The following is a 25,874-nucleotide window of genomic DNA, read 5'->3' as shown; positions in this document are numbered from 1 at the left end:
ATTGGCGCGACGGCGTCAGCCGTGGCGAAAGCGAATGGTTTTCTGGGCTTCCTTGAGGCGCGGCGACGGCGACTTGCCGACACCCCACTGGTCGATGCGTCCGGGCGGCCACTTCCAGTCGTCGGGACCGCCAGTGCGGTAGGTGTCGTCGACCTGTTGCACTTCGGCGGTGTACTCGATGACGAAGTCGAACGGCCCGAGGAAATACGCGAACACGTTGTTGCCCGGACCGTGACGGCCGACGCCCCACTCGATCGGGTAGCCGGCATCGTTCATGCGGCCGCCACCGCGCATCACCGAATCGAGGTCCGGCATCACGAAGGCGATGTGGTTCAGGCTGGTCTCGGTGGCATCGGCCAGCGCGATGCTGTGGTGATCGCTACCGCATCGCAGGAAGGCCATGATGCGGGTGCGATCCGAGAGCTTGAAGCCCAGCGCCTTTTCGAAGAAGGTCTGCGCGACGGCCACGTTCTCGCTGTTCATCACGACGTGCGTGATCTTGATCGGCGCGTCGGCACGCTCTGCCGTGTCGGTCCACTGCTCGTCGCCGACGATGAAACGCAGCACGCGCCCTTGCGGATCGTGGGCGAGCAACTGCGTGCCGCCACCGGGTTCGGTCACCGGCGCCGGCCCGTCGATCACCTTGCCGCCGTGGGCCGGGATCGTCTCGGCCAGCATCGACAGCGCGTCGAGCGAGGGCACATTGAAATCGACGCTGCGCACGTCGGCGCGGTCGCTGCGATGCAGCGCCAGAATATGATGCGCCGCGCCCGTGCCGCGCAGGTAGACCACGTCATCGGTGCGTGCGACGACGCTCAGATGCCAGGTCTCGGTATAAAAGGTTTCCGCGAGCGCGAGATCCGGCACGCCGATGGCGATGCCGCGCAGTGCGCTGACGAGGGACGACGTCATGAATGACTCCTTGCAGGCATGCCGAGAAAACGTTCGGCATTGAGATGAATCAGGGATTCGCGCCGTGTCGCGTCGGCGAACGCGCGCTCGATGCTGGCGACCGGCGTGGTCTCGCGAAACGCGAACGGATAGTCGGTGCCGAGCATCAGTTGTGTGTGGCCGAAGCTGCGGACGAGGTGCGCGAGCGTGTCATCGTCGAACACGAGTGTGTCGTAGTACAGACGCCGCGCTTGCGCGCTGGGCGATTCGAGCAGCGTGTCTTCGAGCGGCTTGAACACCTTGTGCGCGCGTTCGAGTCGCGGCAACAGCGATGCGAGCGTGCCGCCACCGTGACTGAACGCGATACGCAGCGTCGGGCGGCGCACGATCAGATTTGTCGTGAGTACCGACGCGGCCGCCAGACCGATGTCGGTGGGGTAGCCGAGGGCTTGCATCAGGGGCTTGGGCCCCACTAGCCGCGCTTCGCCGGCCGGACGCAGCGCGTGCACGAAAATTGCCGCGCCGAGCGCTTCGGCCGCTTCGAAAAAGGGATCGAAGCATGCCGCGCCAATCGGCACGCCGTTGATATTGCTGCCGAGTTCCACGCCCGCGAACTCGCCCGAGGCCATCAGTCGCGTCAGTTCGGCAATGGCGAGATCGATGTCTTGCAACGGCACCGCGCCAAGCCCGATGAAGCGCGTCGGCGCGTACGCGACCATCTTCGCGATCTCATCGTTGACGTAGCGATTCAGATGCGCGGCATCGGTTGCCGGCAGCCAGTAGCCGAGCAACTCGGGCATGGGCGACAGTGCTTGCAGGCCGACCCGCTGTTCCGCCATGTCGTCGAGCCGCTTGCCGGCATCCCAGCAACGGTCGGAAACCGTGCGGTAGAGACCGCCGTCGATCATCACGTGCCGATGGCATTCGTGCGCAGGGGCCATCGACGGCCAGCCGGCCGGCGTGATGCCCAGCGATTTCGGGAACTCGGCGGGAATCACATGGCAGTGCACGTCGATACCGGGCAGCGCAGCACAGTCGCAACCATGGCCGTGTGCGACATGCTCACTCATGACGCAGCCCCGCGGCCATCACGCCGGCGATGCAGATCGCTTCGTCCTCGTCGCCCGTGCCGCCCGATGCGCCCACGGCGCCGATGACGCGGCCGTCGGCATCGCGAATCGGAACGGCGCCGGTCTGGGGAATGAACTTGCCGCCGTGCGTGACCGCAAGCGCGTTGAAGAAGGCGGGATTGTCCTTGGCACGAGCGAGCAGCGCGCGGCTGCTGGCGCCCATGCTCACACAGGCCCATGCCTTGCCGGTCGCGACGTCCACTCGCGACATCGACGCGCCGTCTTCGCGCTGCACGGCCTTGATGTGGCCAGCATCGTCGAGCACGACGACCGCCATCGCCTTGTACTGATGTTGGTGACTCGCAGCGAGTGCCGCCGCGATGATTTCGTTGGCGTGCGCCAACGTCAGGGGGGATGCCATACGACTGATCTCCGAACGCGTCCAGGCGTTGCGATCTCGATCAAGCGATCGCACCGGACCTTTGTTGCGAGCAATTATATATATAAAAACACTGATTTGTTATTTTTGTACATAAATTATCGTAAACACCTAGGTTTCCGTCGTTGGCATTGGGCTGACCCGTTTCAGATATACTTGCACGTAACTTCCCGCCCCCATCTGATCGAGGTAACGTTTTGTCCCGCATATCCGCGCTGTCCTCTGCCAGCCAGACCGCTAGCCAGGCCGGGTCGAACGTCACGCTGGCGACCAATCTGTACGACCGGATGCGGGCCGATCTTCTGGCCGGCAAGCTCGAGCCGGGTCGCAAGTTGCAGATCGAATTCCTCTGCGATCAATACCAGGCGGGCCAGACGCCGGTACGCGAAGCGCTCAACCGGTTGACCTCCGATGGCCTGGTGGAGCGGCGGGATCAGCGGGGATTTGCCGTCACCGGCATCAGCGCCGCCGACCTTCGCGAGATCACCAAGACGCGCGTCTGGCTCGAGGAAGTCGCCCTGCGCGAGGCGTTTGCGGCCGACCAGCCGGAGTGGGAAGAGGCGCTCGTGCTGGCCTATCACCGTCTCTCCAAGGTGCCGCGCTCGCTCAGCGAAACTCAATACCTCGAAAATCCCGAATGGGAGCGGCTGCATCGGGCGTTCCATCGCACGCTCATCAGCGGCTGCCAGTCACGCTGGCTGCTCAACTTCTGCGAGCAACTCTCGGATCAGTTGTACCGCTATCGCCAGTTGTCGGTGAAGCGTATCTACCCGAATCGCCACGAGCGCGAAGAGCACAAAGCGATGCTCGACGCCGTCATCGAGCGCGACGCAGCGCGTGCGATCCAGCTCATGCGCAAGCATTACGAAACCACGGCCGACATCATCCTCGCCGACGCCAATCTCTTCCCCACGGAATAAGCCGTCTCGCACGGCCGGCCCGATCGCTCGGGCTGGCAACGCTGCCTCCCCTCCTTTCCCGCATCGTCACATTTCGCGTCGCTCACGCGTGCCGCGTGTTGCAGACACACATCACGAATACTCCCGGTTTACCCGAGTTGTGACATTAAAATTTGATTTGCCTAAAAATATATACAAAAATTGCAATCAGCCATTTTTGTGCAAATGAATGGCCTATGACGACAAAGGAATGGAGACATGGCAATGATTCGACGTTTTGGCGCCGCTGCGGCGCTTTCGCTGTGTGCGAGCGTGGGCGCGCATGCGCAATCCGTGACGCTGTACGGCATCATCGACACGGGCGTGCAATATGCGCATACGGGCGGCACCAGCGTGTCGCGGGTGGAATCGAGTTCGGTGGCGCCGTCGCGATGGGGGATGATTGGCACCGAAGACCTGGGGGGCGGCCTCGCCGCCGTGTTCAAGCTTGAAGATGGCTTCAACGTGAACAACGGCACGATTGCGGGCAATGGTGCGCTGTTCAATCGCGAGGCTTGGGTCGGATTGCGCAGTAACTCGTGGGGGCAGGTGCAGGTCGGCAACAACTACACGCCGCTGTTCACAACCTATGTGACGTATTCGCAGGGCGACCTCAACACACTCGGCTGGGGCAACGCGACGAACAACTTCGTCTTCGTGCCGGTTGCGCGCACCGCCAATTCGATTCGCTATGTGTCGCCGGTGTTCGCGGGCCTGACCGTACGCGCGTTGTATGCGCGCGGCGCCAATGGCGCGGCTGGTCAGCCGCGTACGTTGGGCGATACGGCGTCGGTGGGTTTCAACTTCAAGGTGGGGCAATTCTCGGCTGACGCCGACTACCTGCAACAGCGCTTCACCACGACGTCGACCGTCACGACGGCGTCGCCGACGGGCACCGGCCGCTACTACCTGTTCGGCGCGTCGTACGACTTCGGGTTCGTCAAGCCGGCATTCCTGTATCAGATGCACCGCAATACCGATAGCGTGACGACCGCGAGCAACGCGGCCTACGCGAATCCGGAAAACGACTTCTATGAAATCAATGCGCTGGTGCCGAACCTGGCGAACGGCACGCTGCTGCTGAGCTTCGGTCAGTACCGCTTGCGCGGCAATTCGTCAGGCAATGCGCTGTCGTATGGCGTGCGCTACGACTACTTCCTGTCGAAGCGCACCGGGTTGTATGCGGGTGCCAGCTACGTGAAGAACAAGGCCAACGCGGCCTTCACGATCAACAATGCGGGCGGCGCAGGCATCCCGTGACCGCCGGCAACAATATCGTGAGCTTCATCGCGGGTATCGTGCATCGCTTCTAAGGCTTGCGACGACGTGACACGGGATCTGACGCGGTACCGGAGGATGATCGGTACCGCGTCAGATCTGCTCGAGACAGCGCAGATGACGCTGCGCAGCTTGCGCGGGGCGGGGGGGTGCAGACGTGTAAATTGCGCTGACACCGACCGATGACGTGGAGGTGCGTATCCGCACGGACCTAGTACGGCAACCCCTCATCAATCGGCAGCGAAGGATCCCTTGACCATTCATTCCACGAGCCGAGGTAAAGGCGCACGTCCCTGATGCCGGCCTCTTCCAGTGCAACAAAGGTGTTGGAGGCTCGCGCTCCTTTGAAGCAGAACACAACAACAGGCGTATCGCGACGAATACCCACGGTCGCACACTCGGCCAGAATCTCGGCGGGCGACTTGAACATCTGTCCGGTGGGGGTCGGCTTCATCATTCGATACCACTCTAGCCAGACCGAGCCGGGAATGCGGCCTTTTCGCGGACAAAAATCCTTGCCATAAGGCGATGAGCTTTCGGCAATCCATTCATCGACGTCGCGTACATCGAGCTTCACGATGTGCGGGTCCGCAACGGCGGCCTTCATCCCCGCCAGATCGACAAGGATGCTGCTTCCGCTCGTACCCGGAGGAAACTCGGTGGGTGTTGGTGAAGGAACTTCCGTTGTGCTTGGCAGCCCGGCGGCACGCCATGCACTGTAGCCGCCGTGAAGTACCTTGATTTTTTCGCGGGGATAGCCGAGATGACGGAGCAGTACATAGCCCCGGCAGGATTGGCCAAATCCCGTTGTCATTGACTGTTCGTAGATGACGGCCGTCTCCTTCCCGGACAACCCAGCCTTCGCAAATGCCCCGGTGAATGTGTCGCGCAAGGCAGCAAGACCTTGGGGTGTCGAGGTCGCCAGATAGGTAAATATCTCATGGATATTCACCGCGCCTGGCAGATGGGCTTCGGCAAAACTTGCCGCGTCTCTCGTGTCGATCAGGACCACCGGCCCGGACTTCATCAACTGCGTCAATTCATCCGGTGAAACAAGAACTCGCTCGTGCATGGCAGCCCCCATCTGGCTTGGCCTGCGGTTGGCCCCAAAAAATGGACCACAAACCGACGCGGTGCGCAGTGGCAAGCTCGGCGCCAACCTGTCGAACTAAGTCTAGGCGACGACGGGTGAACCGCTTTGATGCTCATCAAAGGAAAACCCACGAGAGGAAGCCGTCCGGGGCAGTTGCGCCACGCGCCCCGTTCGCGCTGGCATACCCCGTCCAGAGATTCCCGCTATGGCTAACGTTAGGGAGGCCGGACGTGGCTTTCAGGACGCGGCAAGACGGCGAGCGCACCCTACCAGCATTGTCGACAGACCTGTGCCGATTTTGGGCGGACCGTGAGGGTTGGACCTCGCAACTCGAACGCCCGCAGCACAAAAAACAAAAGGCCCGCACCGAAGACGGTTGCGGGCCAGCTGATCACACGTTCTCAAGCGCCTAAGTGCCTATTAGAACGGGATATCGTCATCCATATCGTCAAAACCGCCACCCGACTGCTTGGCCGGTGCTTGCTGACGGGCACCACCGCCGCCGCTGCCACCGCCGCTGCCGCCGCGCGAATAGCCACCACCACCGCCTTCGTCGCCGCCACCACCACCGCCGCGCGAGTAGCCACCACCACCGCCACCACCGCCCTCACCGCCGCTGCGGCCGCCCAGCATCTGCATCTGGTCTGCCACGATTTCCGTGCTGTAACGCTCGGTGCCGTCCTGCGCCTGGTACTTGCGCGTGCGGATACGACCTTCGATATACACCGCCGAGCCCTTCTTCAGGTACTCGTTCACGATCTCCGCGAGACGGCCGAAGAACGACACACGGTGCCATTCAGTCAGCTCCTTGAACTCGCCAGATTGCTTGTCCTTGTAACGGTCGGTCGTCGCCAGACGAATGTTCGCGACCGCATCGCCGCTCGGCATGTAGCGGACTTCGGGGTCGGCGCCAAGATTGCCGACCAGGATTACTTTGTTGACTGATGCCATAAATCTTTCTCCGCGATTGCTGATATCCGATCAGGATTGACGAGGCGCTGGCGTCCTCATCGGTGCGGCGATTATAAGCCACACGAGAGCCCCGACTGAGCAAGTCATGAAGATTGCGTTCTGACCGTAGTGGGTCATCAGAAAACCCCCTAGTGCCCCACCGCAGAACAACCCAAGTGCCTGCGTCGTGTTGTACACGCCCACCGCCGCACCCTTGCGTTGCCCCGGCGCCAGCTTTGATACCAGCGACGGCTGCGAGGCCTCGAGCACGTTGAAACCCAGGAAGTACACGAACAGCACGCACGCAATCACGCCCACCGTCGGCGGCAATCCGCCCAGCGCCGCCTGCGCCACCGCGACCAGCGCAATCGCCGAGAGCAGCACCACCTTCATCTTGCCCCGCTTCTCGGCCGCAATGATCGCCGGCACCATCGCCACGAACGACAACCCCATCACCGGCAGGTACACCTCCCAGTGCTGCGTCACCGGCAATCCCGCCGCCACCAGCATGCGCGGCATCGCCACGAACAGCGCCGTCTGCGTCGCATGCAGCACGAACACGCCGAAATTCAGACGCAACAACTCCGGGTTGTGCAGCACTTCCGAGAACGGCGCCGGGCCCACCTTGGGATGCGCGGGCGGCGTCGGCACGACCCACAGCACCACGAAAATCGCCAGCACCGCCAGAATGCCGATGGCCGAGAACAGGCCACTCATGCCCAACCAGTGATACAGGAACGGTGCACACACGATGGCCACCGCAAACGACAGGCCAATGCTGCCGCCGATCATCGCCATCGCCTTCGTGCGGTTGGCTTCGCTCGTCAGATCGGCCACGCAAGCCATGACCGCCGAGGAAATCGCTCCCGCGCCCTGAATCGCCCGGCCAACGATGATCCACGCCAGATCATGCGCCATCGCCGCCACGAGCGAGCCTATCGCGAACACGATCAGGCCGAACACGATGACAGGCTTGCGCCCCAGCCGATCGGAAGCCCAGCCGTACGGGATATAGAACAGGGACTGCGTCAGACCGTAGATGCCGATGGCCAGTCCAACGAGAAAAGTGTTGTTGCCGCCAGGGATCGTCTGCGCGAACACCGAGAACACCGGCATGATCAGAAACAGACCGAGCATGCGCAGCGCAAAAATCCCCGCGAGCGATGCACTCGCGCGCACTTCTAGGGGGTCATGCGGCCACCTCGGCCGCGCGTCGTGGCAGGGGAAGTGGAAGTCACGGAATCGGTAGACATTACGTCCTGAGAGATGGAAAAAACGCGCGCAACATCGTGCAGCATCGGAATCGTCTGATGATTGCTGCCCGGGCGCGCAACACGCCAGCCGCCTGGAGGCATGTCGATGGGCCTGGACGACGGCCCGGCGCCAGCCCCCTGGAAAGCGGACGATTCGCCCCCACCTATGGTCCGTGCCGGTATGTCGCCCGAGACTGCCCGTCAGCCGGTTCAGCTCCAGCCATCAAACTTAGGTATATTAGCAGGTTTAGCCGCCCGGATTTTCCCCCAGCGGCCCGCCCGACCGCTCCCGCCGCCTGCAGCGTCGACGCCCGGCCAACGCCGCGCCGATATCGCGCGACGTCCCGGGAAACTCGGACTCTTGGGGCCGGAAACCGCCCCGCGACAATTCGCCGCGCGGATTCCTCGGCGACGACCCGGAACCGTGAATGGAAACCATCCGTATTCGTGGGGCTCGCACCCACAACCTCAAGAACGTCAATCTCGACTTGCCGCGTCACCAGCTCGTGGTGATCACCGGCCTGTCAGGCTCCGGTAAATCGTCGCTCGCCTTCGATACGCTCTACGCGGAAGGTCAGCGTCGCTATGTCGAGAGCCTGTCGGCCTACGCCCGCCAGTTCCTGCAACTGATGGAAAAGCCCGACGTCGACCTGATCGAAGGCCTCTCGCCCGCGATCTCCATCGAACAGAAGGCCACGTCGCACAACCCGCGCTCGACGGTGGGCACGGTCACCGAAATCCACGACTACCTACGTCTGCTCTACGCGCGTGTAGGAACACCCTACTGCCCCGACCACGGCCTGCCGCTCCAATCGCAAAGCGTCTCGCAGATGGTCGACGCAGCGCTCGCGCTGCCGGAAGACACCAAGCTCATGATCCTCGCGCCCATCGTGGTCGATCGCAAGGGCGAGCACGTCGACCTGTTCGAGACGATGCAGGCCCAGGGCTTCGTGCGCTTTCGCATCCGCTCGGGGGCGGCGCGGCCAACGAAGGCACGGCGCGTGTCTACGACATCGAATCCCTGCCCAAGCTCAAAAAGACGGAAAAGCACTCGATCGACGTGGTCATCGACCGCGTGAAGGTACGCGCCGATCTGAAACAGCGTCTGGCCGAATCGTTCGAAACGGCACTGCGACTGGCCGACGGCCGGGCCGTGGCGCTGGAAATGGACACCGACAAGGAACACGTTTTCAGCTCGAAGTTCGCATGCCCGGTGTGCTCGTATTCGCTTCAGGAACTCGAGCCGCGGCTGTTCTCGTTCAACAATCCCATGGGGCGTGCCCGAGCTGCGACGGTCTTGGCCACATGACCTTCTTCGATCCGAAGCGCGTCGTCGGCTTCCCGGCGCTCTCGCTCGCCTCGGGCGCGATCAAGGGCTGGGATCGCCGCAACCAGTTCTATTTCCAGATGCTGCAGAGCCTCGCGGCGTTCTACGACTTCGATGTCGACACGCCCTTCGAGGAACTGCCGGAAGCCACCCAGAAGATCGTACTCTTCGGCTCGGGCGAGCAGACCATCCCCTTCACCTATGTGAACGAGAAGGGCCGCACATCGGTGCGCGAGCATGCCTTCGAAGGCATCATCCCGAATCTCGAACGACGCTATCGCGAAACCGATTCCGTCGCCGTGCGCGAAGAGCTGGCCAAGTACCAGAACAATCAAGCCTGCCCCGATTGCGAAGGCAGCCGCCTGCGTCGCGAAGCTCGTTTCGTCAAGGTCGGCGAAGGCCAGCAGGCGCGCGCGATCTACGAGATCGGCAACCTGCCGCTGCGCGAAACGCTCGGCCACTTCCACGAACTGGTACTGCACGGTGCTAAGCGCGAGATCGCCGACAAGATCGTCAAGGAAATCGTGGCCCGCCTCACGTTCCTGAACAACGTGGGCCTCGACTACCTTTCGCTCGAACGCAGCGCCGATACGCTCTCGGGCGGCGAAGCGCAGCGCATCCGCCTGGCGTCACAGATCGGTTCGGGCCTCACCGGCGTGATGTACGTGCTCGACGAGCCGTCCATCGGCTTGCATCAGCGCGATAACGACCGCCTGATCGGCACGCTCAAGCATCTGCGCGATCTTGGCAACTCGGTGATCGTGGTCGAACACGACGAGGACATGATTCTCGCAAGCGATTATGTCGTCGACATGGGGCTGGGCGCGGGGATCCACGGCGGCAGGGTGATCGCACAAGGCCGCCCCGAGCAGATCGAAAGCGCGCCGGAGTCGCTCACGGGGCAGTACCTGTCCGGCGCGCGGCGTATCGAAGTGCCTGCGCAGCGACGCGCGCCGAGCGACGATCGTCTGCGAATTCTGGACGCATCGGGCAACAACCTCAAAAACGTCACGCTGGATTTGCCCGTCGGGTTGCTGACCTGCGTAACCGGTGTATCCGGTTCGGGCAAGTCGACGCTGATCAACGACACCCTGTATCACGCCGTCGCACGGCATCTCTACGGGTCGTCGGCCGAGCCGGCGCCGTATGACCAGATCGAAGGGCTGGAGCACTTCGACAAGGTCATCAACGTCGACCAATCGCCCATCGGACGCACGCCGCGCTCGAACCCGGCCACCTACACGGGCTGTTCACCCCGATCCGCGAACTCTTCGCCGGCGTGCCCGCGGCCAAGGAGCGTGGCTACGACCCGGGCCGTTTCTCGTTCAACGTCAAGGGCGGACGCTGCGAAGCCTGTCAGGGCGATGGCGTCATCAAGGTCGAGATGCACTTCCTGCCCGATGTGTATGTGCCCTGCGATGTCTGCCACGGCAAACGCTACAACCGCGAAACGCTCGAAATGCAGTACAAGGGCCGCAATATCTCGGAGGTGCTCGACATGACGGTCGAGCAGGCGCATGAGTTCTTCAAGCCGGTGCCGGTGGTCGCGCGCAAGCTCAGGACATTGCTGGACGTGGGCCTGGGCTACATTCGCCTTGGCCAGTCGGCGACCACGCTCTCGGGCGGTGAGGCGCAGCGCGTGAAGCTCTCGCTCGAACTCTCGAAGCGCGACACGGGCCGAACGCTTTATATCCTTGACGAACCGACGACCGGGCTGCACTTTCACGATATCGAGTTGCTGCTCACGGTGATCCACCGGTTGCGCGATCAAGGCAATACCGTGGTCATCATCGAGCACAATCTCGACGTGATAAAAACGGCGGATTGGGTGATCGATCTCGGGCCGGAAGGCGGCGCGGGCGGTGGGCAGATCATTGCGCAAGGCACGCCCGAGCAAGTGGCGGCGAACAAGGCCAGCTTCACCGGCAAGTATCTCGCCCCATTGCTCGCACGCGGGCAGTAAGCGCATCGCCCGTTCGGGCTGTCTTACGTCACGACACGGGCGAGCGCCGCCCGTGTCGTCGCGGCAGAGTCTTTTGACAAGGACGTCATTGCATGGAACCGCGCTCTGGCTGGCATCCGGATCGAGATGCCTGGATCGAACTGGCGAGCTATGCCGCGGCCGCCCTGGCCCTGTGGCTGATTCTCAGCATCCACCTGCTCTCGGTGGTGCTCGCGGGGACGGTCGTCTATCAGCTCGTGCACGTGCTCGGGCCGCGCCTGCAACTGCGCATCTCCAGCGAACGCGCCCGGCTGGTCGCCGTCGCCCTCCTGTCGGCGGTGATCGTCGCGCTGATGACCGCGGTCATCTTCGGCATCATCACCTTCTTTCGCAGCGACGCCGGCCATCTTGAACACCTCAACAGTCGGATGATGGAAGTGGTCGGGCAGGCGCGTGCGCAGTTGCCCGCCTGGATCACGGCACGCCTGCCGGCCGACAGTGACGACATCCACCAGTCGATCACCGGCTATCTGAAGGACCACACGCAGGAGATGTCGCTCGTCGGCAAGGAAGCGCTCAACGCGATGGTGCACATCATCGTGGGGCTCGTGCTCGGTGCACTCGTGGCCCTCTCGTCGATCCGACCCGTGCACAGCATGCGCCCGCTCTCGGCCGCCCTCTCACGACGCGTCACGCTGTTTGGCGACGCGTTTCGCCGCATCGTGTTCGCCCAGGTCAAGATCTCGGCGATCAACACGCTTTTCACCGCGATCTTCCTGATCGGTGTGCTGCCGCTGTTCGACGTTCACTTGCCGCTGCGCAAGACGATGATCGTGGTGACGTTCGCCGTGGGCCTGCTGCCGGTCGTCGGCAATCTGATCTCGAACACGTTCATCGTGGTGCTGGGCCTGTCGGTCTCGTTGTACGTGGCCATCGCCGCCCTGACCTTCCTGATCGTGATTCACAAGCTCGAGTACTTCCTGAACGCGCGCATCGTCGGCACGCAAATTCAGTCGCGCTCCTGGGAGATCCTGCTCGCCATGCTCGTCATGGAAGCCGCGTTCGGGCTGCCCGGACTGGTCGCCGCGCCGATCTATTACGGCTATCTCAAGAGCGAACTGGCGGAAAAGCAACTCGTCTGAGTATCGCCCGGCGCTCTGGCGCCTGCTGCCACCGCCGAATCATCGACAGGCACCGGGCGTTTTTCCGGATGCCATTTGACATTTCGTCACTGAATGACATAATGTCAAATCATGAAATCTGCCAAATCGTCCGCCACCCGCAAGCTCGACGAGAACGCCTTGCTGCTTCGTGAAAGCCGCAAGATCGTCGAGGCGCTCGGTCGGACGTTCGCGCCGCTTGTCGAAGTGGTGTTGCACGACCTGACCGATCCAGACCATGCCATCGTGGCGATCGCCAACAATTTGTCGGGGCGCGAACCCGGCGATGCCGTCACGGAGATGGGCCTCGCGCGCATCGCCGACCCGGCATTTCCCGAGGTCATCGCGAACTACGCGAATCGGTTTCCCGATGGGCGTCCGGCCAAGAGCACGTCCATCGGCCTGAAAAACGGCCGCGGCGAGTATGTCGCCGCCATTTGCCTGAACATGGACATCTCGATGCTCGCGGCGGCGGCGGCCAGCGTACAGCAACTGGTGAGCGTGCCCAATCATGCGCCGACGCCCGTGCGCGAGACGCTCACGACGCGCCGTCTCGACGACATCGTTCCACTGATCACAGACTTCGCCGCGCAGCGCAACACCACGCCGCAGGGCCTGACGCTCGCGCAGCGCCGCGAAGCCATCCGCCTCGTCGAGGCTCGCGGTCTGCTCGATCTGCGCCACGCCCACGCCGAAGTGGCACGTGCGCTGGGCGTCGCCCGCTCGACCGTCTACACCTATCTCTGCGACACGAAAGGCTCATCATGACGACTCCTTCACTGGCGATTACCTATGGCGACATCGTTGCCGCCCACGACCGGATTCGCGAGGCGGCGCATCGTACGCCCGTGCTGACGTCGCACACCGCCGACACCGTGACGGGCGCCCGCTTGTTTTTCAAGGCGGAGAATTTCCAGCGTATGGGCGCGTTCAAGTTCCGCGGGGCCTACAACGCGATCTCGCAGTTCACGGCAGAACAAAAGCGCGGCGGCGTGCTGGCCTTCTCGTCGGGCAATCACGCGCAGGCGATCGCGCTCTCCGCGCGTGAGCTTGGCGTGCCGGCCGTCATCCTGATGCCCCAGGACGCCCCGCAGATGAAGATTGACGCGACGCGCGGCTACGGGGCGGAAGTGATTCTCTTCGACCGTTACCAGGAGGATCGCGAAGCGCTCGCCAAGCGTCTCGCGCAGGAGCGCGGCATGACGCTGATCCCGCCGTACGACCATCCGCACGTGATGGCAGGCCAGGGCACGGCGGCCAAGGAATTGATCGAGGACGCCGGCGAATTGGACACTCTCGTCGTGTGCCTCGGCGGCGGCGGATTGCTCTCGGGTTGCGCCGTCGCGGCGCGCGCATTGAATCCTGACATCGAGATCTACGGGGTGGAACCGGCCGCAGGCAACGACGGCCAGCAGAGTTTTCGCAAGGGCAAGATCGTGCACATCGAAACACCGCGCACGATCGCCGACGGCGCGCAAACCCAGCATCTCGGCGAATACACGTTCCCGGTGATCCGCGCGCTCGTCGACGACGTCGTGACCGTGACCGACGAGGAACTCGTACAGACGATGCAGTTCCTCGCAAGCCGCATGAAGATCGTGGTCGAGCCGACCGGTTGCCTCGCCGCGGCGGCGGTGCTGCAAGGTAAGCTGGATATCCGCGGCAAGCGCGTAGGCGTCATCCTGTCGGGCGGTAACGTCGATATGGCGCGCTTCGCCAAACTCACGCTGGGGGAAACGGTATGAGCCCCCAGGCCGATGGCATCGACGCCGTGAACGTGGCGGCGTTGCAGCCGCCGCGCGGTCACTATTCGCATGGGGTCCGCGCGGGCGGGTTCGTCTTCGTGTCGGGGCAGTTGCCGATCACGCCGGAAGGTGAACGCCTCGCCGGCGCGCCGTTCGCCGTACAGGCGAAGCAGGCATTGGATAACGTTGCGACAATTCTTGCCGCGTGCGGCACGCGCATCGACCGCTTGGTGCAGGTGCGCGTGTACATCACGAACGTCGACGACTGGGGGCCCTTCAATGAGGTCTACGCCGCCTGGGCAGGCGAAGCGAAGCCCGCCCGCGCGGTCGTGCCGGTACCCGCCCTCAGTCACGGTGTGGCGGTGGAGATCGAGGCGACGGCGTTGGCGGGCTGATTGGGCTGCGTCATTGCGTAACGACCTCGCAATGGGGACGCGCCCTGATGCCCCCTTCGAGGGATAGAGGCTCGGGGGCGCAGCGCTCACTGTTTAACGCCTTCCCCACCGGATAGGGCGTCCGTTTTCCAAACCCACACGACGGTTTGCGAAATTTCCCGGGATTTCCGCGCGTACAGATTCGTCCGACGGATACACTTTGGGCCACGAACGCCAACGACCATCACGCTATGACAACTCCTGATTTCCCGCCCTCGCCGCAGGGGGCCGCGCCAGATCTGCCGCCGTCCTCCCCACCGCAGCAACGCATCGACGACGAGCCGATGCGCCTGATTACCAGTTTCAACGACGTGTTCGTCGTCGTGGCGTCGGCGCTACTCATGTTCGGCACGGTGTGGCTGACGCACTCGCTTGCGCCGTGGATCACGGCGCTCGTCTGCGCGGCGGTCTTGTGGGGTTTGTCGGAGGTATTCGTGCGGCGGCGCCGCATGGCGCTGCCCGCACTCGTCTATTGCTTCGGCTTCATCGCCGCGTTTGCGAGCGTCGGCTTCATCGGCATACAAGCCACCGGGCATGGATTCGGCGCGAGTGAACATATCCCGCCCGAAGCCGAAGGACTCGCGCTGGGCGCCCAGGTGTTGTTATCGCTTTTCGCGAGCTACGCCGGCATCGCTATCGGCACGGTGCTTTACTGGCGACGCTTTCGGGTGCCCGTCACCCTCGCCATGGGCATTGGCGCGGTGGTATGCCTGACCTGGCTCTTCGTCGTGATTCTCGGAGACAACCTCATCGACGCCATGCGCGCCGTGACCATCGTCGCCGGTCTCGCGATCTTCGTCTGGGCATTGCGCTGGGACGTCCGCGACCCCAAGCGCACGACCTTCCGCTCCGACGTCGCCTTCTGGCTGCACCTGCTTGCGGCTTGCATGGTCACGCATCCGATCTTCTGGGCGCTCATGCCCGAGCACTCTGTCGCAGCCATCGCCTTCTTCGTATTGCTCACGGGAATATCGCTAGCGATCGACCGTCGCGCCCTGATGATGTCGTCGCTGCTGTATGTGATTACGGCAATGCTCAACCTTCTGGTGACGTCAGAGGACACGCACGCGTTGGCGGTGGTCGCCGTCGTGGTCGGCGGCGCGCTATTGCTGCTGTCGGCCCTATGGCACCCGTCGCGCGCGGCCGTCCTGAAGCTGGTCCCTGCGGGCTGGCGCGCCCGCCTGCCTCACTGAGGCGTTACCCGCGCCAGCAATTTCATATAGTGATCGAGCGATGGCGTCGGCATGCCGGCAACCTTCGCCCGGTCGTCCCAGCGGCGCAGCCGCAGCGCCGCCTCGGCATGCTCGCGAGCCAGGAACGTCTTCGCCTCCTCATCGCTGAACACCCCGCCTTGCAGCGCCAGACTGCGCACGGAATCGGCCGAGAGTTTGCCGAAGTACTCGGGATCGACCGCGCACAGACAGCGCTTGGCATCCACGTGCAGACGAATGGGATCGAGCACCGCGTCGCTGAACAACGGGCGCAGAAAAGGCAGGGCAAAGTACTGATGCAGGTCGTCGATGCCGCGCTCGGAGGGCGTTTCGCCCTGAAGGTTGAGCAGATGGCCGAGATCGTGCAGGAAACTGGCGGCGACGAGCGCCTCGTCGGCGCCCTCGCTCTCGGCCAGTGCGGCGCTTTGCAGCGCATGTTCCAGTTGCGTGACAGGCTCGCCGCTGTAGGCAAGCGAGCCGAATTTATCGAACAGGGTGCGGATGTCCGGCAGGCTCAGGGCCATCGTGTGAACTCTCGTTGTCGTCGCGAACACCAGCGGCGGCGGCCGTCGCGACATCGGCCAATACCGCCAACGTCGACGCCTTCGATTCCTTGGGCGTCTTCAAATCCCTTGCATCCTTCGCGTCCTTGCCGTCCTTCGGCTTGTCCCGCATGCGGCTCTTGCGCAGCGCACCGGCATCGTCGAGCACCGGATACGCGGTCGAGCAGAACAACGAGTTCAAGCGCTTCATGTCGCTGATGATGTCCAGGTGCAGCGAACTCGTCTCGATGCTCTGCACCGACTGACCCGCCAGACGGTTCAAGTGCGTGTACGAATAGGCGCGCTCCAGATCGCGGAAGCTCTCCTTCTCGGCCATGAGCCGCTGCGCACTCCGGAGGTCGGTGTTCAGGAACACCGAGAGCCCCATTTGCAGGTTCGTCACCAGCCGCGCGTGCATGTCGCAGATTTCCTGCAACCCCGCTTCCGAGAACGACAGTTTGTGCGAGATCTTCTTCTCCTCGACCTCCGTCACCATGCGCTCGATGATGTCGCCTGCGTGTTCCAGATTGATCGTGAGCGAAATGATGTCCGTCCAGCGGCGACTGTCCTGCTCGCTCAGGTTCTCGCGCGACACGCGCGTCAAGTACATCTTCACCGCGGTATAGAGATGGTCGACGTCGTCGTCGAGACGGCGCGTTTCGCGCGCTCTCGCCACATCGTTGCTGCGAATGACTTCGAGCAACCCATTGAGCATCTGCTCCACGATGTCGCCCATGCGCAACGTCTCGCGTGTCGCGTTGGACAGCGCCACCGACGGCATCTCCAGCGCGCTCTCATCCAGGTGGCGAGGACGCATCACGCCGTCCGCCTCCGGCCGTTCCGAGAGCAGACGCACGCACAGGCGCGCCATCGGCTCGGTGAACGCGAGAAACACCACGCATCGCACCAGGTTGTAGAGCACATGGAAATTGACGACGGCTTGCGCGGGTGCATCCGAGAGCCAGCTCACCAGCGCCGGCGCATAGTCGACGAACGGCAGCACGACCAGGCAGCCGATCAGTTTGAACACAAGACTGCCGAAGACCACGCGACGGCCCGCCGCATTCTGCCCCGCCGACGTGAGCATCGCGAGCATGCCGCTGCCCAGATTCGCGCCGATCACGAGGCACAAGGCCACCTTGAGCGAAATCACGCCCGACGACGCCAGCGTCGCCGTCAACAACACCGCCGCCAGACTCGAATACGACACCATCGCGAAGAGCGCGCCGATCAAAGTGTCGAGCATCACGTCGCCGGTCAGCGACCCAAACAGTACCTTGACACCCGCCGCCTCGGTCATCGGCGTGGTCGCGTTCACGATCAGTTGCAACGCCAGCACGATCAGCCCGAGCCCGATGGCCACGCGGCCGATCTGACCGGCGCGCGTCTGCTTGCGCGAGAGGAAGAAGACAACGCCGAAGAAGATCAGCAACGGCGAGAGCCAATGAAGATCGAACGTCAGGATTCGCGCCATGAGGGCCGTACCGACGTCCGCCCCCAACATGATCGACAGCGCGGGCGCGAGCGCGATCAGGCCCTGTGCACCGAACGACGAGACGATAAGCGCCGTCGCGTTGCTGCTCTGCACGAGTCCCGTGACGAGCACGCCTGCCGCAAACGCGAGGAATCGATTCGAAATGCTGTGCGACAAAATGCGCCGCAGATCGGCGCCGTAGACGCGCAAGACCCCGGTACGCACGATGTGCGTACCCCAGATCAGCATTGCAACGCCGGAGAGCAGGTTAAGGAGTGTCAGCATGCCAGTGTTCCGTGATCATTGTGTCGACGGGACCGGCAGCGCCTTGCGCCGCCAACATGACGCGCACACTGGTTTGCCAAACCGGCATCCCGCGTCAGTCCAACACTGGCGTCGGGATGCGTATGAAGTTCACGCGTCATGCGTATCCCCAATCGAAACACCGTACACCAAAATGAACAGCGCAACAATCGTGTCATCAATTTGTCACAATTTTTACCCTGATTCCGCCAAGCCTTGTTGCGTAAGGGGAACAGCCTGAGCCGAAGCGCCGCGAAACGCGGCTTTTCGCCCCATTTGACCGTGTCGGCAGGTGCCCCTTGCGCGGTCGATCACCTGCCTCAGACACCCCACGGCAACGTGAACGTTTTGGTGTTGGTGAAGCTCTTCATCGCCTCCTGCACGCCTTCCTTGTAGCCGAGCCCGGAATCCTTGATGCCGCCAAACGGCGTCAACTCGATGCGATAGCCCGGCACTTCCCAGATATTGACCGTCCCCACCTGCAGTTCGTTGGTGAAACGCGTCACATAATCAAGGCGGTTCGTGCACACGCCGGACGACAGACCGAATGCCGTGCCGTTGGAGATGGCGATGGCTTCGTCGATGCTGCCGAACGTCAGGATCGGCGACACCGGCCCGAAGGTCTCTTCGCGCACGACCGTCATTTTCGGATCGACACGATCGATGACGGTCGGCGAGTACAGCGCACCCTCGCGCCGGTTGCCCACGAGCAAGCGTGCGCCCTGCGACACCGCTTCGTTGACGCGTGCCTCGAACAGGCGGGCGGCCGCTTCGTCGATGACCGTGCCCATGTCGTTGGCGCCGTCGGCCGGGTCGCCGTACTTCCACGCGCGGGTCTTTTCCACCACGAGATCGGTGAACTGCGCCGCGATGTCGCGATGGACGAGCATGCGCTTGACGGCCGTGCAGCGCTGACCTGAATTCTTGTACGACCCCTGCACCGCCAGATCGGACGCACGATCGAGATCGGCGTCCTCCATCACGATCAACGGATCGTTGCCGCCGAGTTCGAGCACGATGCGACGATAGCCCGCCTTCGACGCGATGTACTTGCCGATCGATACCCCCCGGTGAAGGTGATCATGTCGATGTTCTCGTTCGTGATTAGCTCGTCGGCAATCTCCATCGGGTCACCGGTCACGACTTGCAGCATCTCCGGCGGCAGACCCGCTTCATAAAGCGTGTCTGCCAGGTAGTAGGCCGAGAGCGGTACCTTTTCCGATGGCTTGAGCACCATGCGGTTGTTGGTCGCAATCGACGGCGCCACCTTGTGCGCCACCTGGTTCATGGGATGGTTGAACGGCGTGATGGCCGAGATGGCCCCGAGCAGCGGCTCGCGCTGAGTCACGACACGACGCTTCTTGCCATGCGGCGTGAGATCGCACGAGAACGCCTGTCCGTCGTCCTTGAGCGCTTCGCCGGCGGCGAACCCGAGCACATCGGCCACGCGACCGATTTCGTAGACCGCGTCTTTCTTGCACAGCCCCGATTCCATCGTGATGATCGCCGCCGCCTCGGTCGTGCGCGCGCGCAGCAACGCAGCGGCCTTATCGAGAATGTTGGCGCGCTCGAAGCGTGTGAGCGTCGAGCGATACTGCTTCGCGATCGAGAACGCGCGGCGCACGTCGTCGAGCGAGGCTTTCGGCACCGTGCCAACGAGATCGCCCGAGTAGGGATTGAAGATTTCGATGATCCGATCGCGGGTCACTTTCTCGCCGCCGATGCGAAGCGCTTCGGCGCGGAACTCGGGATGCAGCTTGTGCGGCGCGTTCATGGGGTTCTCCACAGCGTATCCAACGGGTCGGGGCCCGGCGACGCAACCGTTCTGAGTTGCACGCCGCGGGCTCACAGGGCAAAGGCGTTGCGGTACCGCGTCAGACGTGATTGAGTGCCACGTCGAGAATGTCGAAGTTGCGCAGCCGCGCCTTGCCCGGAATACCGACGGTCTTGCGGTTGAAAAGCAACGGCACCGTCTGCTCCGAGATCCCGCCATGCGAGCGCAGCGGCACCGTGAGTCCGGTCAGATCGTGACGGCTGGCACTTGTGCCCAACACGACCGACTGATCGCTCACAACGACCAGGTCGCCCACGCGGTCAGGCGGCAGTTCGAAGCGAGCGCATGCCTCGGCGTTGCTTAGCACGACCTCGATACCGGGCATCGCGGCGATGCGCCGACGCATGGCATCGCGATCCACATCCCGCGGCAGATAGATCGTGGCAAACGAGCCGAGCGCGCCGTGATGCACCACGTAGGGATCGGTAATCGGCAGAATCACCCGCGCGCCGCCGGCTTCCACGCCCTTGCCGAGCCAGTCGTCGAGCAGATCCTGCAAATAGATGACGTTGGGCCGGCCAGTCGCCGGATCGTGCTTGGCGTTCATGCCGTGGTCGGCCGTCAGTCCGATGACGGCGCCCAGCGCGTCCATGCGACGCAGATAGCCGTCCATCATCGCGTAGAAATCGTTCGCGCCCTGCGTGCCCGGCGCCCATTTGTGCTGGACGTAGTCGGTCGTCGAGAGATACATCAGGTCGATGTGACGCGTCTCCAGCAGGCGCACCCCGGCGGCGAACACGAACTCGGAAAGTGCCGCGCTGTAGACGTCCGGTACCGGCATGCCGACGAGTCCAAGCACGTCGTCGATGCCGTTCTCGGCGAGCGTGACGTGGTCCGCCTTTTCCGACGAGAAGCAGATGCCCGTCATGCGATGGCCGAGCAGCTTGCGCAGCTTGTCCTTCGCGGTCACGACCGCCACGCTCGCCCCCGCATCGGCGGCGGCGGCAAGCACCGTGCCCGCGCGCAGGTAGGCAGGGTCGTTCATCATGACTTCCGCGCCGCGACCACCATCGGCCGACGGGTCGAAGAAGTAATTGCCGCAGATGCCATGCACGGCGGGGGGTACGCCGGTCACAATCGACAGGTTGTTCGGGTTGGTGAACGACGGCACGACACAGTCGCCCTGGAACACCGCGCCGTCGGCCAGCAGATGCTTCAGGTACGGGGCGACGCCGGCAGCCGCGGCGGCTTCGAGATACTCGAACTGGCAGCCATCGACGCAAACGATGACGGTCGGCTGTTGCGGCAACCGGTATTGGCGGCCGTTCACTTCGATCTGTACGGACGGGTTCACGTCGGGTCTCCTCAAGCGCAACTCGGCAAATGACCGCCGGTGTCGCCCTCGCGGCGACACGCACCCGGCGGCCGGGTATTCAGCAATACAAACCGTTCACGGTCCTTCAGCCGGCCTTCGCCTGCACGGCGGCACCGGGTGCTCGCGCAAGGGCCTCGCGAATGCGCGCGCGGCCTCGCGACAGATGCTCGCGCGTGACTTGCGCCGCACGCTCAGGGTCGCGCGACGCAATCGCGCTCACGATGTCGCGATGCTCGCGCGCCGACTTCGGCGGCGCAGACGTATCGCCGGTCAACGCTTCGTGACGGAACAGGCTCAGTTCCCTGACCAGGCGCCGGTAGGTTTCGATCAACTTGCGATTGCCGACCATCTCGACGAGCGCGTCGTGAAACGCCAGGTTCAGCCGGTAATACGCTTCGCTGTCGCCCGCCTCCACCGCAATGTGCATCGCCTCGACGGACTCGCGCAGACGGGTGAGCTGCGCCGAGGTGATCGCCTCGGCCAGCGTGCGCGCCACGAATTCGTCGAGCACGCCGCGCAGCGTGTAGATCTCTTCGGCCTCCTCCAGCGAGATGACGCGCACAAACACGCCGCGATTCTTCTCGGTGCGCAGCAGGCCCGCTTCTTCCAGCGCACGAAACGCCTCGCGCACCGGACCCCGCGACACGCCCAGACGTCCAGCCACTTCAATCTCGTTGAGCTTGGTACCGGGCGTGAGGGTACCCGCCATGATCTGGCGCTCGATTTCGTGCTGGACGAGCGTGGTCAGCGACTGGCTCTGTAACAGCTCGATCGCCGAGGGCGACGTGGGATTTGGATTCATACCGGTCTTCCTTCTCTCTGAACGCTGGCGCCACCCTGCGACGCGATCCCGCAAAGCACAAACCGCTTCCCCACTTATCCGTGGCAATTTGTGGCATTACGCGATTATTTGTGTTGTTTGTCATTCAAGCACAACGATTTGTAGATTGTCAACAAATCGTATTCGTAATTTTCCGGCAGCATCGCAAAACAGCCGGACAACGTTGCGCACGGCGACGACAAAACCCCATCTTAATCAATGATTTCCATACTATTCGAGGTATTTGACGAACAGATGACAACACCTCAACGGTTTCAATAAAACGACATAATTTGCCAATAATATGCAACACATCGCCTCGCCGAGGTGTTTTCCGAACGCAGCTTGTTTTCCCGCTTGATAGGAGGCAGTCATGATTCTTGGTCAGGAACCGATTCTGCTGACCCCCGGCCCGCTCACCACGTCGCCGGCGACGCGGCAGGCCATGTTGCGCGACTGGGGCTCGTGGGACGCGCAGTTCAACCGCGTCACCGCGTCGCTGTGCCACGATCTCGTGGACATCGTGCAGGGCGGCGACACGCACGTTTGCGTCCCGCTCCAAGGCTCGGGCACGTTCTCGGTCGAAGCGGCCATCGGCACGCTCACGCCGCGCGACGCACGCATTCTCGTGCCGGACAACGGCGCGTACTGCCAGCGCCTGCTCAAGATCTGTCGCTATCTTGGGCGCGACGCCGTCGCCCTGCCCATCCCCGACGATCAGGCGGCCAATGCCACCGCCATCGACGAAGTGCTCACGCGCGATCCGTCGATCACGCATGTTGCACAGGTGCACCTGGAAACTGGCGCGGGGGTCCTCAATCCGCTTGCGGATATCGCACGCGTCTGTCAGAAGCACGGTAAAGGGCTGATCGTCGATGCCATGAGTTCTTTCGGCGCGCTGGACATCGACGTGCGATCAATGCCGTTCGACGCGCTGGTCGCCGCGAGCGGCAAATGCCTCGAAGGGGTGCCGGGCATGGGCTTCGTGATCGCGAAGCGCTCAGTGCTCGAAGCGAGCGGCGGCAACAGTCATTCGCTGGCGATGGACCTTCACGACCAGTACGCGTATATGCAAAAGACCACGCAATGGCGCTTCACCCCGCCAACGCACGTGGTCGCTGCCCTGCGCGCGGCCGTCGATCAGTTTCTCGCCGAGGGCGGACAACCGGCTCGCGGCGAACGCTACCGCAAGAACTGCCGGACATTGGTCGATGGGATGGCGTCGCTGGGCTTCCGACCGTTCCTCGCGCCGGAGATTCAGGCGCCCGTGATTGTGACGTTTCACGCGCCCGCCGACAGCAAGTACGATTTCCAGACGTTCTATGCGGCGGTGCGCGAGCAGGGTTACATCCTCTATCCGGGCAAGCTCACGCAGATCGACACGTTTCGCGTGGGCTGCATTGGCGCCGTCGACGACAACGAAATGCGCAACGTCGTCACGGCGATCGGGCAGTCGCTGGCATCGCTCGGCATTCGGCAAGTCGCGCCCCTCACGCGCGCGGCGTGATGGGGTAGCCGCCGACGCCGGCGCATGCAGCGCGCGGCGTTCTCGACGGCCCTCACGTTCGGCGACGCAACTCGGCGTCGCCGAACGCACACGCGACTCGCCGGCCTCGGGCGCCTCGGGTAAGCTTTCGGGTGTCGCGCGCTTGCGCTCCCACGCTCCGAGGTCGCCGCCCATGCCGTCGTCGAAGACACCTGACGCCGCCCCGCCGGTCAAAGCCAACCCCGCTCGCAAGCGCGGCGCCAAACTTCCCGAGATTCGCTTCAAGCGGGTATACGACGCCCCCGAGGCCGCCGACGGCCAACGCGTGCTCGCCGATCGCCTCTGGCCCCGTGGTCTGGCCAAGGCCAAGGCGCAAATCGACTTCTGGGCCAAGGACGCCACCCCGAGCACGCCGCTGCGCCAGTGGTTTCACCAGCATCCCGAGCAGTTCGACGAATTCCGCCAACGCTATCTGGATGAACTCGCCGCGCTCGACGCCGAGCGAAACGCCACGCTCGCGGACTTGCGCACGCGATTGACCGAAGGCCCCATCACGTTGCTCACCGCAGCCCATCGACTGGAAGAGGAGGATGCGCACACGCACCTCGACGTGCTGCGCGACTTCCTGACATCGCGATAGGCTCGAACGCCTGCCAGGGCATCGACGCCGGTGGCGCTGCAACCGCCAGCAGGCAACGATCGGCGGCGCGTTTCGATGGATGCAACAACGTATTGTGGTGCAACACCGCATTCCACCCTCCAAAACGATGTTGCCCGCCGCGAGCTCCGTGAAAACCCGCATGGCGCCTGGCGCTGCACACGACGGGCACGGACCGCGGAGAAGTTTGCTATAACCCTCACTGCGCCGCCATCGAGCCTGCCATGACCGGCGCACCGCCGTGTTATCGATTGCCCCCGCTGACGCACCGCCGCTCGTGTGTCGAGTCGTTCTTCGTTTGCTTACCCGGTTGCCGCGACGGCAACGTCATGCCTCATGCTTGTTCCACTGATCGTTGCCTGCGCGCTGTTCATGGAGAACATGGATTCCACCGTGTTGTCCACCTCGTTGCCGTTGATTGCGCAAGATCTCGGCGAGAGCCCGATCACGCTCAAGCTCGCGCTCACGACCTACCTCATCAGCCTCGCGGTCTTCATTCCGATCAGCGGATGGATTGCCGATCGTTTCGGCACGCGCAATGTCTTTCGCACGGCCATTGGCGTGTTCGTGCTTGGCTCGATCTGCTGCGGCATATCGAGCACGCTGCCGGAACTGGTGATCGCGCGTTTCATCCAGGGCGTGGGCGGGGCGATGATGGTGCCGGTGGGACGCCTCGCCTTGCTCAAGTCCGTGGAAAAGCGCGACATGGTGCGCGCACTCAATTACCTCACGATCCCCGCGCTGGTCGGCCCGGTGCTCGGCCCGCCGCTTGGCGGCTTCATCACCACGTACTGGCATTGGCGCTGGATCTTCTACATCAACATCCCCATCGGCGTGCTCGGCTTCGTTCTTGCAACGAAGTACATTCCCGATCTTTATGAGGACGACGTGCCGCCGCTCGACATCCGGGGCTTCGTGCTGTCGGGCCTCGGACTCTCGATCCTGATGCTGGGGTTGTCCACCATCGGCCGCCATCTGATCCCCGTATCGCTCGCGCTGGGACTCGTCGCCATCGGTGCGGCGTTGCTCGTGGCCTACCTGCGTCATGCGAAGGGGCTCGCGCATCCGCTGCTGCGGCTCGACCTCTTTCGCATCCCCACGTTCCGTGCCGGTGTCGCGGGCGGCACGCTGTTTCGCATTGGCGTCGGCGCCACGCCGTTCCTGCTGCCGCTGATGCTGCAACTGGGTTTCGGGATGACGCCGATGGAATCGGGCGCGCTCACGTTCATCTCGGCGGCGGGCGCGATGTTCATGAAGACGCTCTCGCTGCGCATTCTGCAACGCTGGGGTTTTCGCCGCGTGCTGATGACGAACGCGTTGGTCGCGTCGGCGACGATCGGCGGCTACGGGTTGTTCTCCGCACAGACGTCGCATCTTGTGATTCTCGGCACGCTGCTGTTTGGCGGATGCTTCCGCTCGTTGCAGTTCACGAGCCTGAACGCCATTTCGTACGCGAACGTGCCGGCGCAGCGCATGAGTCAGGCGACCAGCCTGGCCAGCGTCGCCCAACAGGTGTCGCTCACGCTGGGCATCACCATCGGCGCCGCCGTGTTGCAGACGTCGTCGTGGCTGCACGGGCGCGATCATGTGATCGACGTCGACTTCCCGTGGGCGTTCCTGGTGGTCGGGCTGATTGCCGTGAGTTCGACGATCTCGATTGCGCGGCTTGCGCGCGATGCCGGCAGTGAGCTGGCGCGGCGTACCTAGCGC

The 25,874-nt window shown here is 63.4% G+C and carries 20 protein-coding genes and 2 pseudogenes; 11 read left to right on the top strand and 11 right to left on the bottom strand.

What is annotated here, in order from left to right; all coding sequences use genetic code 11:
• Positions 1 to 15 precede the first annotated feature (15 nt).
• The 3 genes from DRB87_RS02955 to DRB87_RS02945 are packed head-to-tail and all read right to left on the bottom strand — an operon-like array spanning position 16 to position 2,382.
• Complete coding sequence (locus DRB87_RS02955) at positions 16 to 912, bottom strand: VOC family protein (protein WP_130024802.1); 897 nt, start codon at positions 910 to 912, stop codon at positions 16 to 18.
• On the bottom strand, positions 909 to 1,961 hold the full coding sequence (locus DRB87_RS02950; protein ID WP_130024801.1) for an amidohydrolase family protein: 1,053 nt from the start codon (positions 1,959 to 1,961) through the stop codon (positions 909 to 911). Before DRB87_RS02950 ends, DRB87_RS02955 begins: the two co-directional genes overlap by 4 nt.
• Complete coding sequence (locus tag DRB87_RS02945; protein ID WP_130024800.1) at positions 1,954 to 2,382, bottom strand: heme-binding protein; 429 nt, start codon at positions 2,380 to 2,382, stop codon at positions 1,954 to 1,956. The genes DRB87_RS02950 and DRB87_RS02945 overlap by 8 nt, the downstream gene beginning before the upstream one ends.
• Positions 2,383 to 2,597: 215 nt before the next feature.
• Here DRB87_RS02945 and DRB87_RS02940 point away from each other — a divergent pair, with 215 nt between their 5' ends.
• Complete coding sequence (locus DRB87_RS02940) at positions 2,598 to 3,320, top strand: GntR family transcriptional regulator (RefSeq protein WP_240756153.1); 723 nt, start codon at positions 2,598 to 2,600, stop codon at positions 3,318 to 3,320.
• A 237-nt stretch (positions 3,321 to 3,557) separates the two neighbouring features.
• A complete protein-coding gene (locus DRB87_RS02935) occupies positions 3,558 to 4,598 on the top strand; it encodes a porin (RefSeq protein WP_130024799.1) in 1,041 nt (346 codons plus the stop codon).
• A gap of 229 nt (positions 4,599 to 4,827) precedes the next feature.
• On the opposite strand, the gene DRB87_RS02930 is transcribed toward DRB87_RS02935, so the two are convergent.
• From DRB87_RS02930 to DRB87_RS02920, 3 genes are all read right to left on the bottom strand, one after another.
• Positions 4,828 to 5,688, bottom strand: a complete 861-nt coding sequence (locus DRB87_RS02930) for a sulfurtransferase (protein WP_130027684.1) — start codon at positions 5,686 to 5,688, stop codon at positions 4,828 to 4,830.
• Between the two features lie 441 nt (positions 5,689 to 6,129).
• Entirely contained in the window at positions 6,130 to 6,660 is a 531-nt protein-coding gene (locus DRB87_RS02925; protein ID WP_130024798.1) for a single-stranded DNA-binding protein, read from the bottom strand.
• 30 nt (positions 6,661 to 6,690) lie between these two features.
• Positions 6,691 to 7,797, bottom strand: coding sequence for an MFS transporter (locus tag DRB87_RS02920; protein ID WP_130027683.1), 1,107 nt, complete (start codon positions 7,795 to 7,797; stop codon positions 6,691 to 6,693).
• A gap of 544 nt (positions 7,798 to 8,341) precedes the next feature.
• Between DRB87_RS02920 and uvrA the strand changes: the two are divergent.
• The 6 genes and pseudogenes from uvrA (at position 8,342) to DRB87_RS02890 (ending at position 15,714) form a co-directional block, all read left to right on the top strand.
• A pseudogene (gene uvrA, locus DRB87_RS02915) lies at positions 8,342 to 11,203 on the top strand (excinuclease ABC subunit UvrA).
• Positions 11,204 to 11,295: 92 nt separating this feature from the next.
• Positions 11,296 to 12,324 carry an AI-2E family transporter gene (locus DRB87_RS02910; RefSeq protein WP_130024797.1) on the top strand — a complete coding sequence of 343 codons (1,029 nt, stop codon included), beginning with the start codon at positions 11,296 to 11,298 and terminating at the stop codon, positions 12,322 to 12,324.
• A 111-nt stretch (positions 12,325 to 12,435) separates the two neighbouring features.
• The gene (locus DRB87_RS02905) at positions 12,436 to 13,110 is read left to right on the top strand and encodes a transcriptional regulator (protein ID WP_130024796.1); all 675 of its coding nucleotides are present in this window, start codon (positions 12,436 to 12,438) and stop codon (positions 13,108 to 13,110) included.
• Positions 13,107 to 14,087, top strand: a complete 981-nt coding sequence (locus DRB87_RS02900; RefSeq protein WP_130024795.1) for a threo-3-hydroxy-L-aspartate ammonia-lyase — start codon at positions 13,107 to 13,109, stop codon at positions 14,085 to 14,087. The genes DRB87_RS02905 and DRB87_RS02900 overlap by 4 nt, the downstream gene beginning before the upstream one ends.
• Complete coding sequence (locus DRB87_RS02895; RefSeq protein ID WP_130024794.1) at positions 14,084 to 14,482, top strand: RidA family protein; 399 nt, start codon at positions 14,084 to 14,086, stop codon at positions 14,480 to 14,482. The genes DRB87_RS02900 and DRB87_RS02895 overlap by 4 nt, the downstream gene beginning before the upstream one ends.
• 230 nt (positions 14,483 to 14,712) lie before the next feature.
• A complete protein-coding gene (locus DRB87_RS02890) occupies positions 14,713 to 15,714 on the top strand; it encodes a hypothetical protein (protein ID WP_130024793.1) in 1,002 nt (333 codons plus the stop codon).
• Here the strand turns inward: DRB87_RS02890 and DRB87_RS02885 are convergent.
• The 5 genes and pseudogenes from DRB87_RS02885 to DRB87_RS02865 form a co-directional block, all read right to left on the bottom strand.
• Positions 15,708 to 16,256, bottom strand: a complete 549-nt coding sequence (locus DRB87_RS02885; RefSeq protein ID WP_130024792.1) for a phosphonate degradation HD-domain oxygenase — start codon at positions 16,254 to 16,256, stop codon at positions 15,708 to 15,710. The two genes, DRB87_RS02890 and DRB87_RS02885, sit on opposite strands and share 7 nt — an antisense overlap.
• Positions 16,216 to 18,033, bottom strand: a complete 1,818-nt coding sequence (locus DRB87_RS02880; protein WP_130024791.1) for a Na/Pi cotransporter family protein — start codon at positions 18,031 to 18,033, stop codon at positions 16,216 to 16,218. Before DRB87_RS02880 ends, DRB87_RS02885 begins: the two co-directional genes overlap by 41 nt.
• 338 nt (positions 18,034 to 18,371) lie before the next feature.
• A pseudogene (gene phnY, locus DRB87_RS02875) lies at positions 18,372 to 19,825 on the bottom strand (phosphonoacetaldehyde dehydrogenase).
• 100 nt (positions 19,826 to 19,925) lie between these two features.
• On the bottom strand, positions 19,926 to 21,179 hold the full coding sequence (phnA, locus tag DRB87_RS02870; RefSeq protein WP_130024790.1) for a phosphonoacetate hydrolase: 1,254 nt from the start codon (positions 21,177 to 21,179) through the stop codon (positions 19,926 to 19,928).
• Between the two features lie 106 nt (positions 21,180 to 21,285).
• Positions 21,286 to 22,002, bottom strand: coding sequence for a phosphonate utilization associated transcriptional regulator (locus DRB87_RS02865; RefSeq protein WP_130024789.1), 717 nt, complete (start codon positions 22,000 to 22,002; stop codon positions 21,286 to 21,288).
• A gap of 391 nt (positions 22,003 to 22,393) precedes the next feature.
• Here DRB87_RS02865 and DRB87_RS02860 point away from each other — a divergent pair, with 391 nt between their 5' ends.
• The 3 genes from DRB87_RS02860 (at position 22,394) to DRB87_RS02850 (ending at position 25,871) form a co-directional block, all read left to right on the top strand.
• On the top strand, positions 22,394 to 23,527 hold the full coding sequence (locus DRB87_RS02860) for a 2-aminoethylphosphonate--pyruvate transaminase (RefSeq protein WP_130024788.1): 1,134 nt from the start codon (positions 22,394 to 22,396) through the stop codon (positions 23,525 to 23,527).
• 172 nt (positions 23,528 to 23,699) lie between these two features.
• A complete protein-coding gene (locus DRB87_RS02855) occupies positions 23,700 to 24,146 on the top strand; it encodes a DUF488 domain-containing protein (protein WP_130024787.1) in 447 nt (148 codons plus the stop codon).
• Positions 24,147 to 24,500: 354 nt separating this feature from the next.
• The gene (locus tag DRB87_RS02850) at positions 24,501 to 25,871 is read left to right on the top strand and encodes an MFS transporter (RefSeq protein ID WP_130024786.1); all 1,371 of its coding nucleotides are present in this window, start codon (positions 24,501 to 24,503) and stop codon (positions 25,869 to 25,871) included.
• Positions 25,872 to 25,874 lie beyond the last annotated feature (3 nt).

The sequence above is a fragment of the Pandoraea sp. XY-2 genome (genome assembly GCF_004193915.1).
GTDB lineage: Bacteria > Pseudomonadota > Gammaproteobacteria > Burkholderiales > Burkholderiaceae > Pandoraea > Pandoraea cepalis.
This window is presented reverse-complemented; position numbering and strand designations above follow the sequence as displayed.

Excerpts from the sequence above, each read along its gene's own strand:
- DRB87_RS02950 (WP_130024801.1), bottom strand. The coding sequence starts at position 1,961 with ATGAGTGAGCATGTCGCACACGGCCATGGTTGCGACTGTGCTGCGCTG.
- DRB87_RS02955 (WP_130024802.1), bottom strand. The coding sequence starts at position 912 with ATGACGTCGTCCCTCGTCAGCGCACTGCGCGGCATCGCCATCGGCGTG.
- DRB87_RS02920 (WP_130027683.1), bottom strand. The coding sequence starts at position 7,797 with ATGCTCGGTCTGTTTCTGATCATGCCGGTGTTCTCGGTGTTCGCGCAG.
- DRB87_RS02910 (WP_130024797.1), top strand. The coding sequence starts at position 11,296 with ATGGAACCGCGCTCTGGCTGGCATCCGGATCGAGATGCCTGGATCGAA.
- DRB87_RS02930 (WP_130027684.1), bottom strand. The coding sequence starts at position 5,688 with ATGCACGAGCGAGTTCTTGTTTCACCGGATGAATTGACGCAGTTGATG.
- DRB87_RS02885 (WP_130024792.1), bottom strand. The coding sequence starts at position 16,256 with ATGGCCCTGAGCCTGCCGGACATCCGCACCCTGTTCGATAAATTCGGC.
- DRB87_RS02850 (WP_130024786.1), top strand. The coding sequence starts at position 24,501 with ATGCTTGTTCCACTGATCGTTGCCTGCGCGCTGTTCATGGAGAACATG.
- DRB87_RS02860 (WP_130024788.1), top strand. The coding sequence starts at position 22,394 with ATGATTCTTGGTCAGGAACCGATTCTGCTGACCCCCGGCCCGCTCACC.
- DRB87_RS02890 (WP_130024793.1), top strand. The coding sequence starts at position 14,713 with ATGACAACTCCTGATTTCCCGCCCTCGCCGCAGGGGGCCGCGCCAGAT.
- DRB87_RS02945 (WP_130024800.1), bottom strand. The coding sequence starts at position 2,382 with ATGGCATCCCCCCTGACGTTGGCGCACGCCAACGAAATCATCGCGGCG.
- DRB87_RS02895 (WP_130024794.1), top strand. The coding sequence starts at position 14,084 with ATGAGCCCCCAGGCCGATGGCATCGACGCCGTGAACGTGGCGGCGTTG.
- DRB87_RS02935 (WP_130024799.1), top strand. The coding sequence starts at position 3,558 with ATGGCAATGATTCGACGTTTTGGCGCCGCTGCGGCGCTTTCGCTGTGT.
- DRB87_RS02880 (WP_130024791.1), bottom strand. The coding sequence starts at position 18,033 with ATGCTGACACTCCTTAACCTGCTCTCCGGCGTTGCAATGCTGATCTGG.
- DRB87_RS02855 (WP_130024787.1), top strand. The coding sequence starts at position 23,700 with ATGCCGTCGTCGAAGACACCTGACGCCGCCCCGCCGGTCAAAGCCAAC.
- DRB87_RS02925 (WP_130024798.1), bottom strand. The coding sequence starts at position 6,660 with ATGGCATCAGTCAACAAAGTAATCCTGGTCGGCAATCTTGGCGCCGAC.
- DRB87_RS02865 (WP_130024789.1), bottom strand. The coding sequence starts at position 22,002 with ATGAATCCAAATCCCACGTCGCCCTCGGCGATCGAGCTGTTACAGAGC.
- DRB87_RS02900 (WP_130024795.1), top strand. The coding sequence starts at position 13,107 with ATGACGACTCCTTCACTGGCGATTACCTATGGCGACATCGTTGCCGCC.
- DRB87_RS02905 (WP_130024796.1), top strand. The coding sequence starts at position 12,436 with ATGAAATCTGCCAAATCGTCCGCCACCCGCAAGCTCGACGAGAACGCC.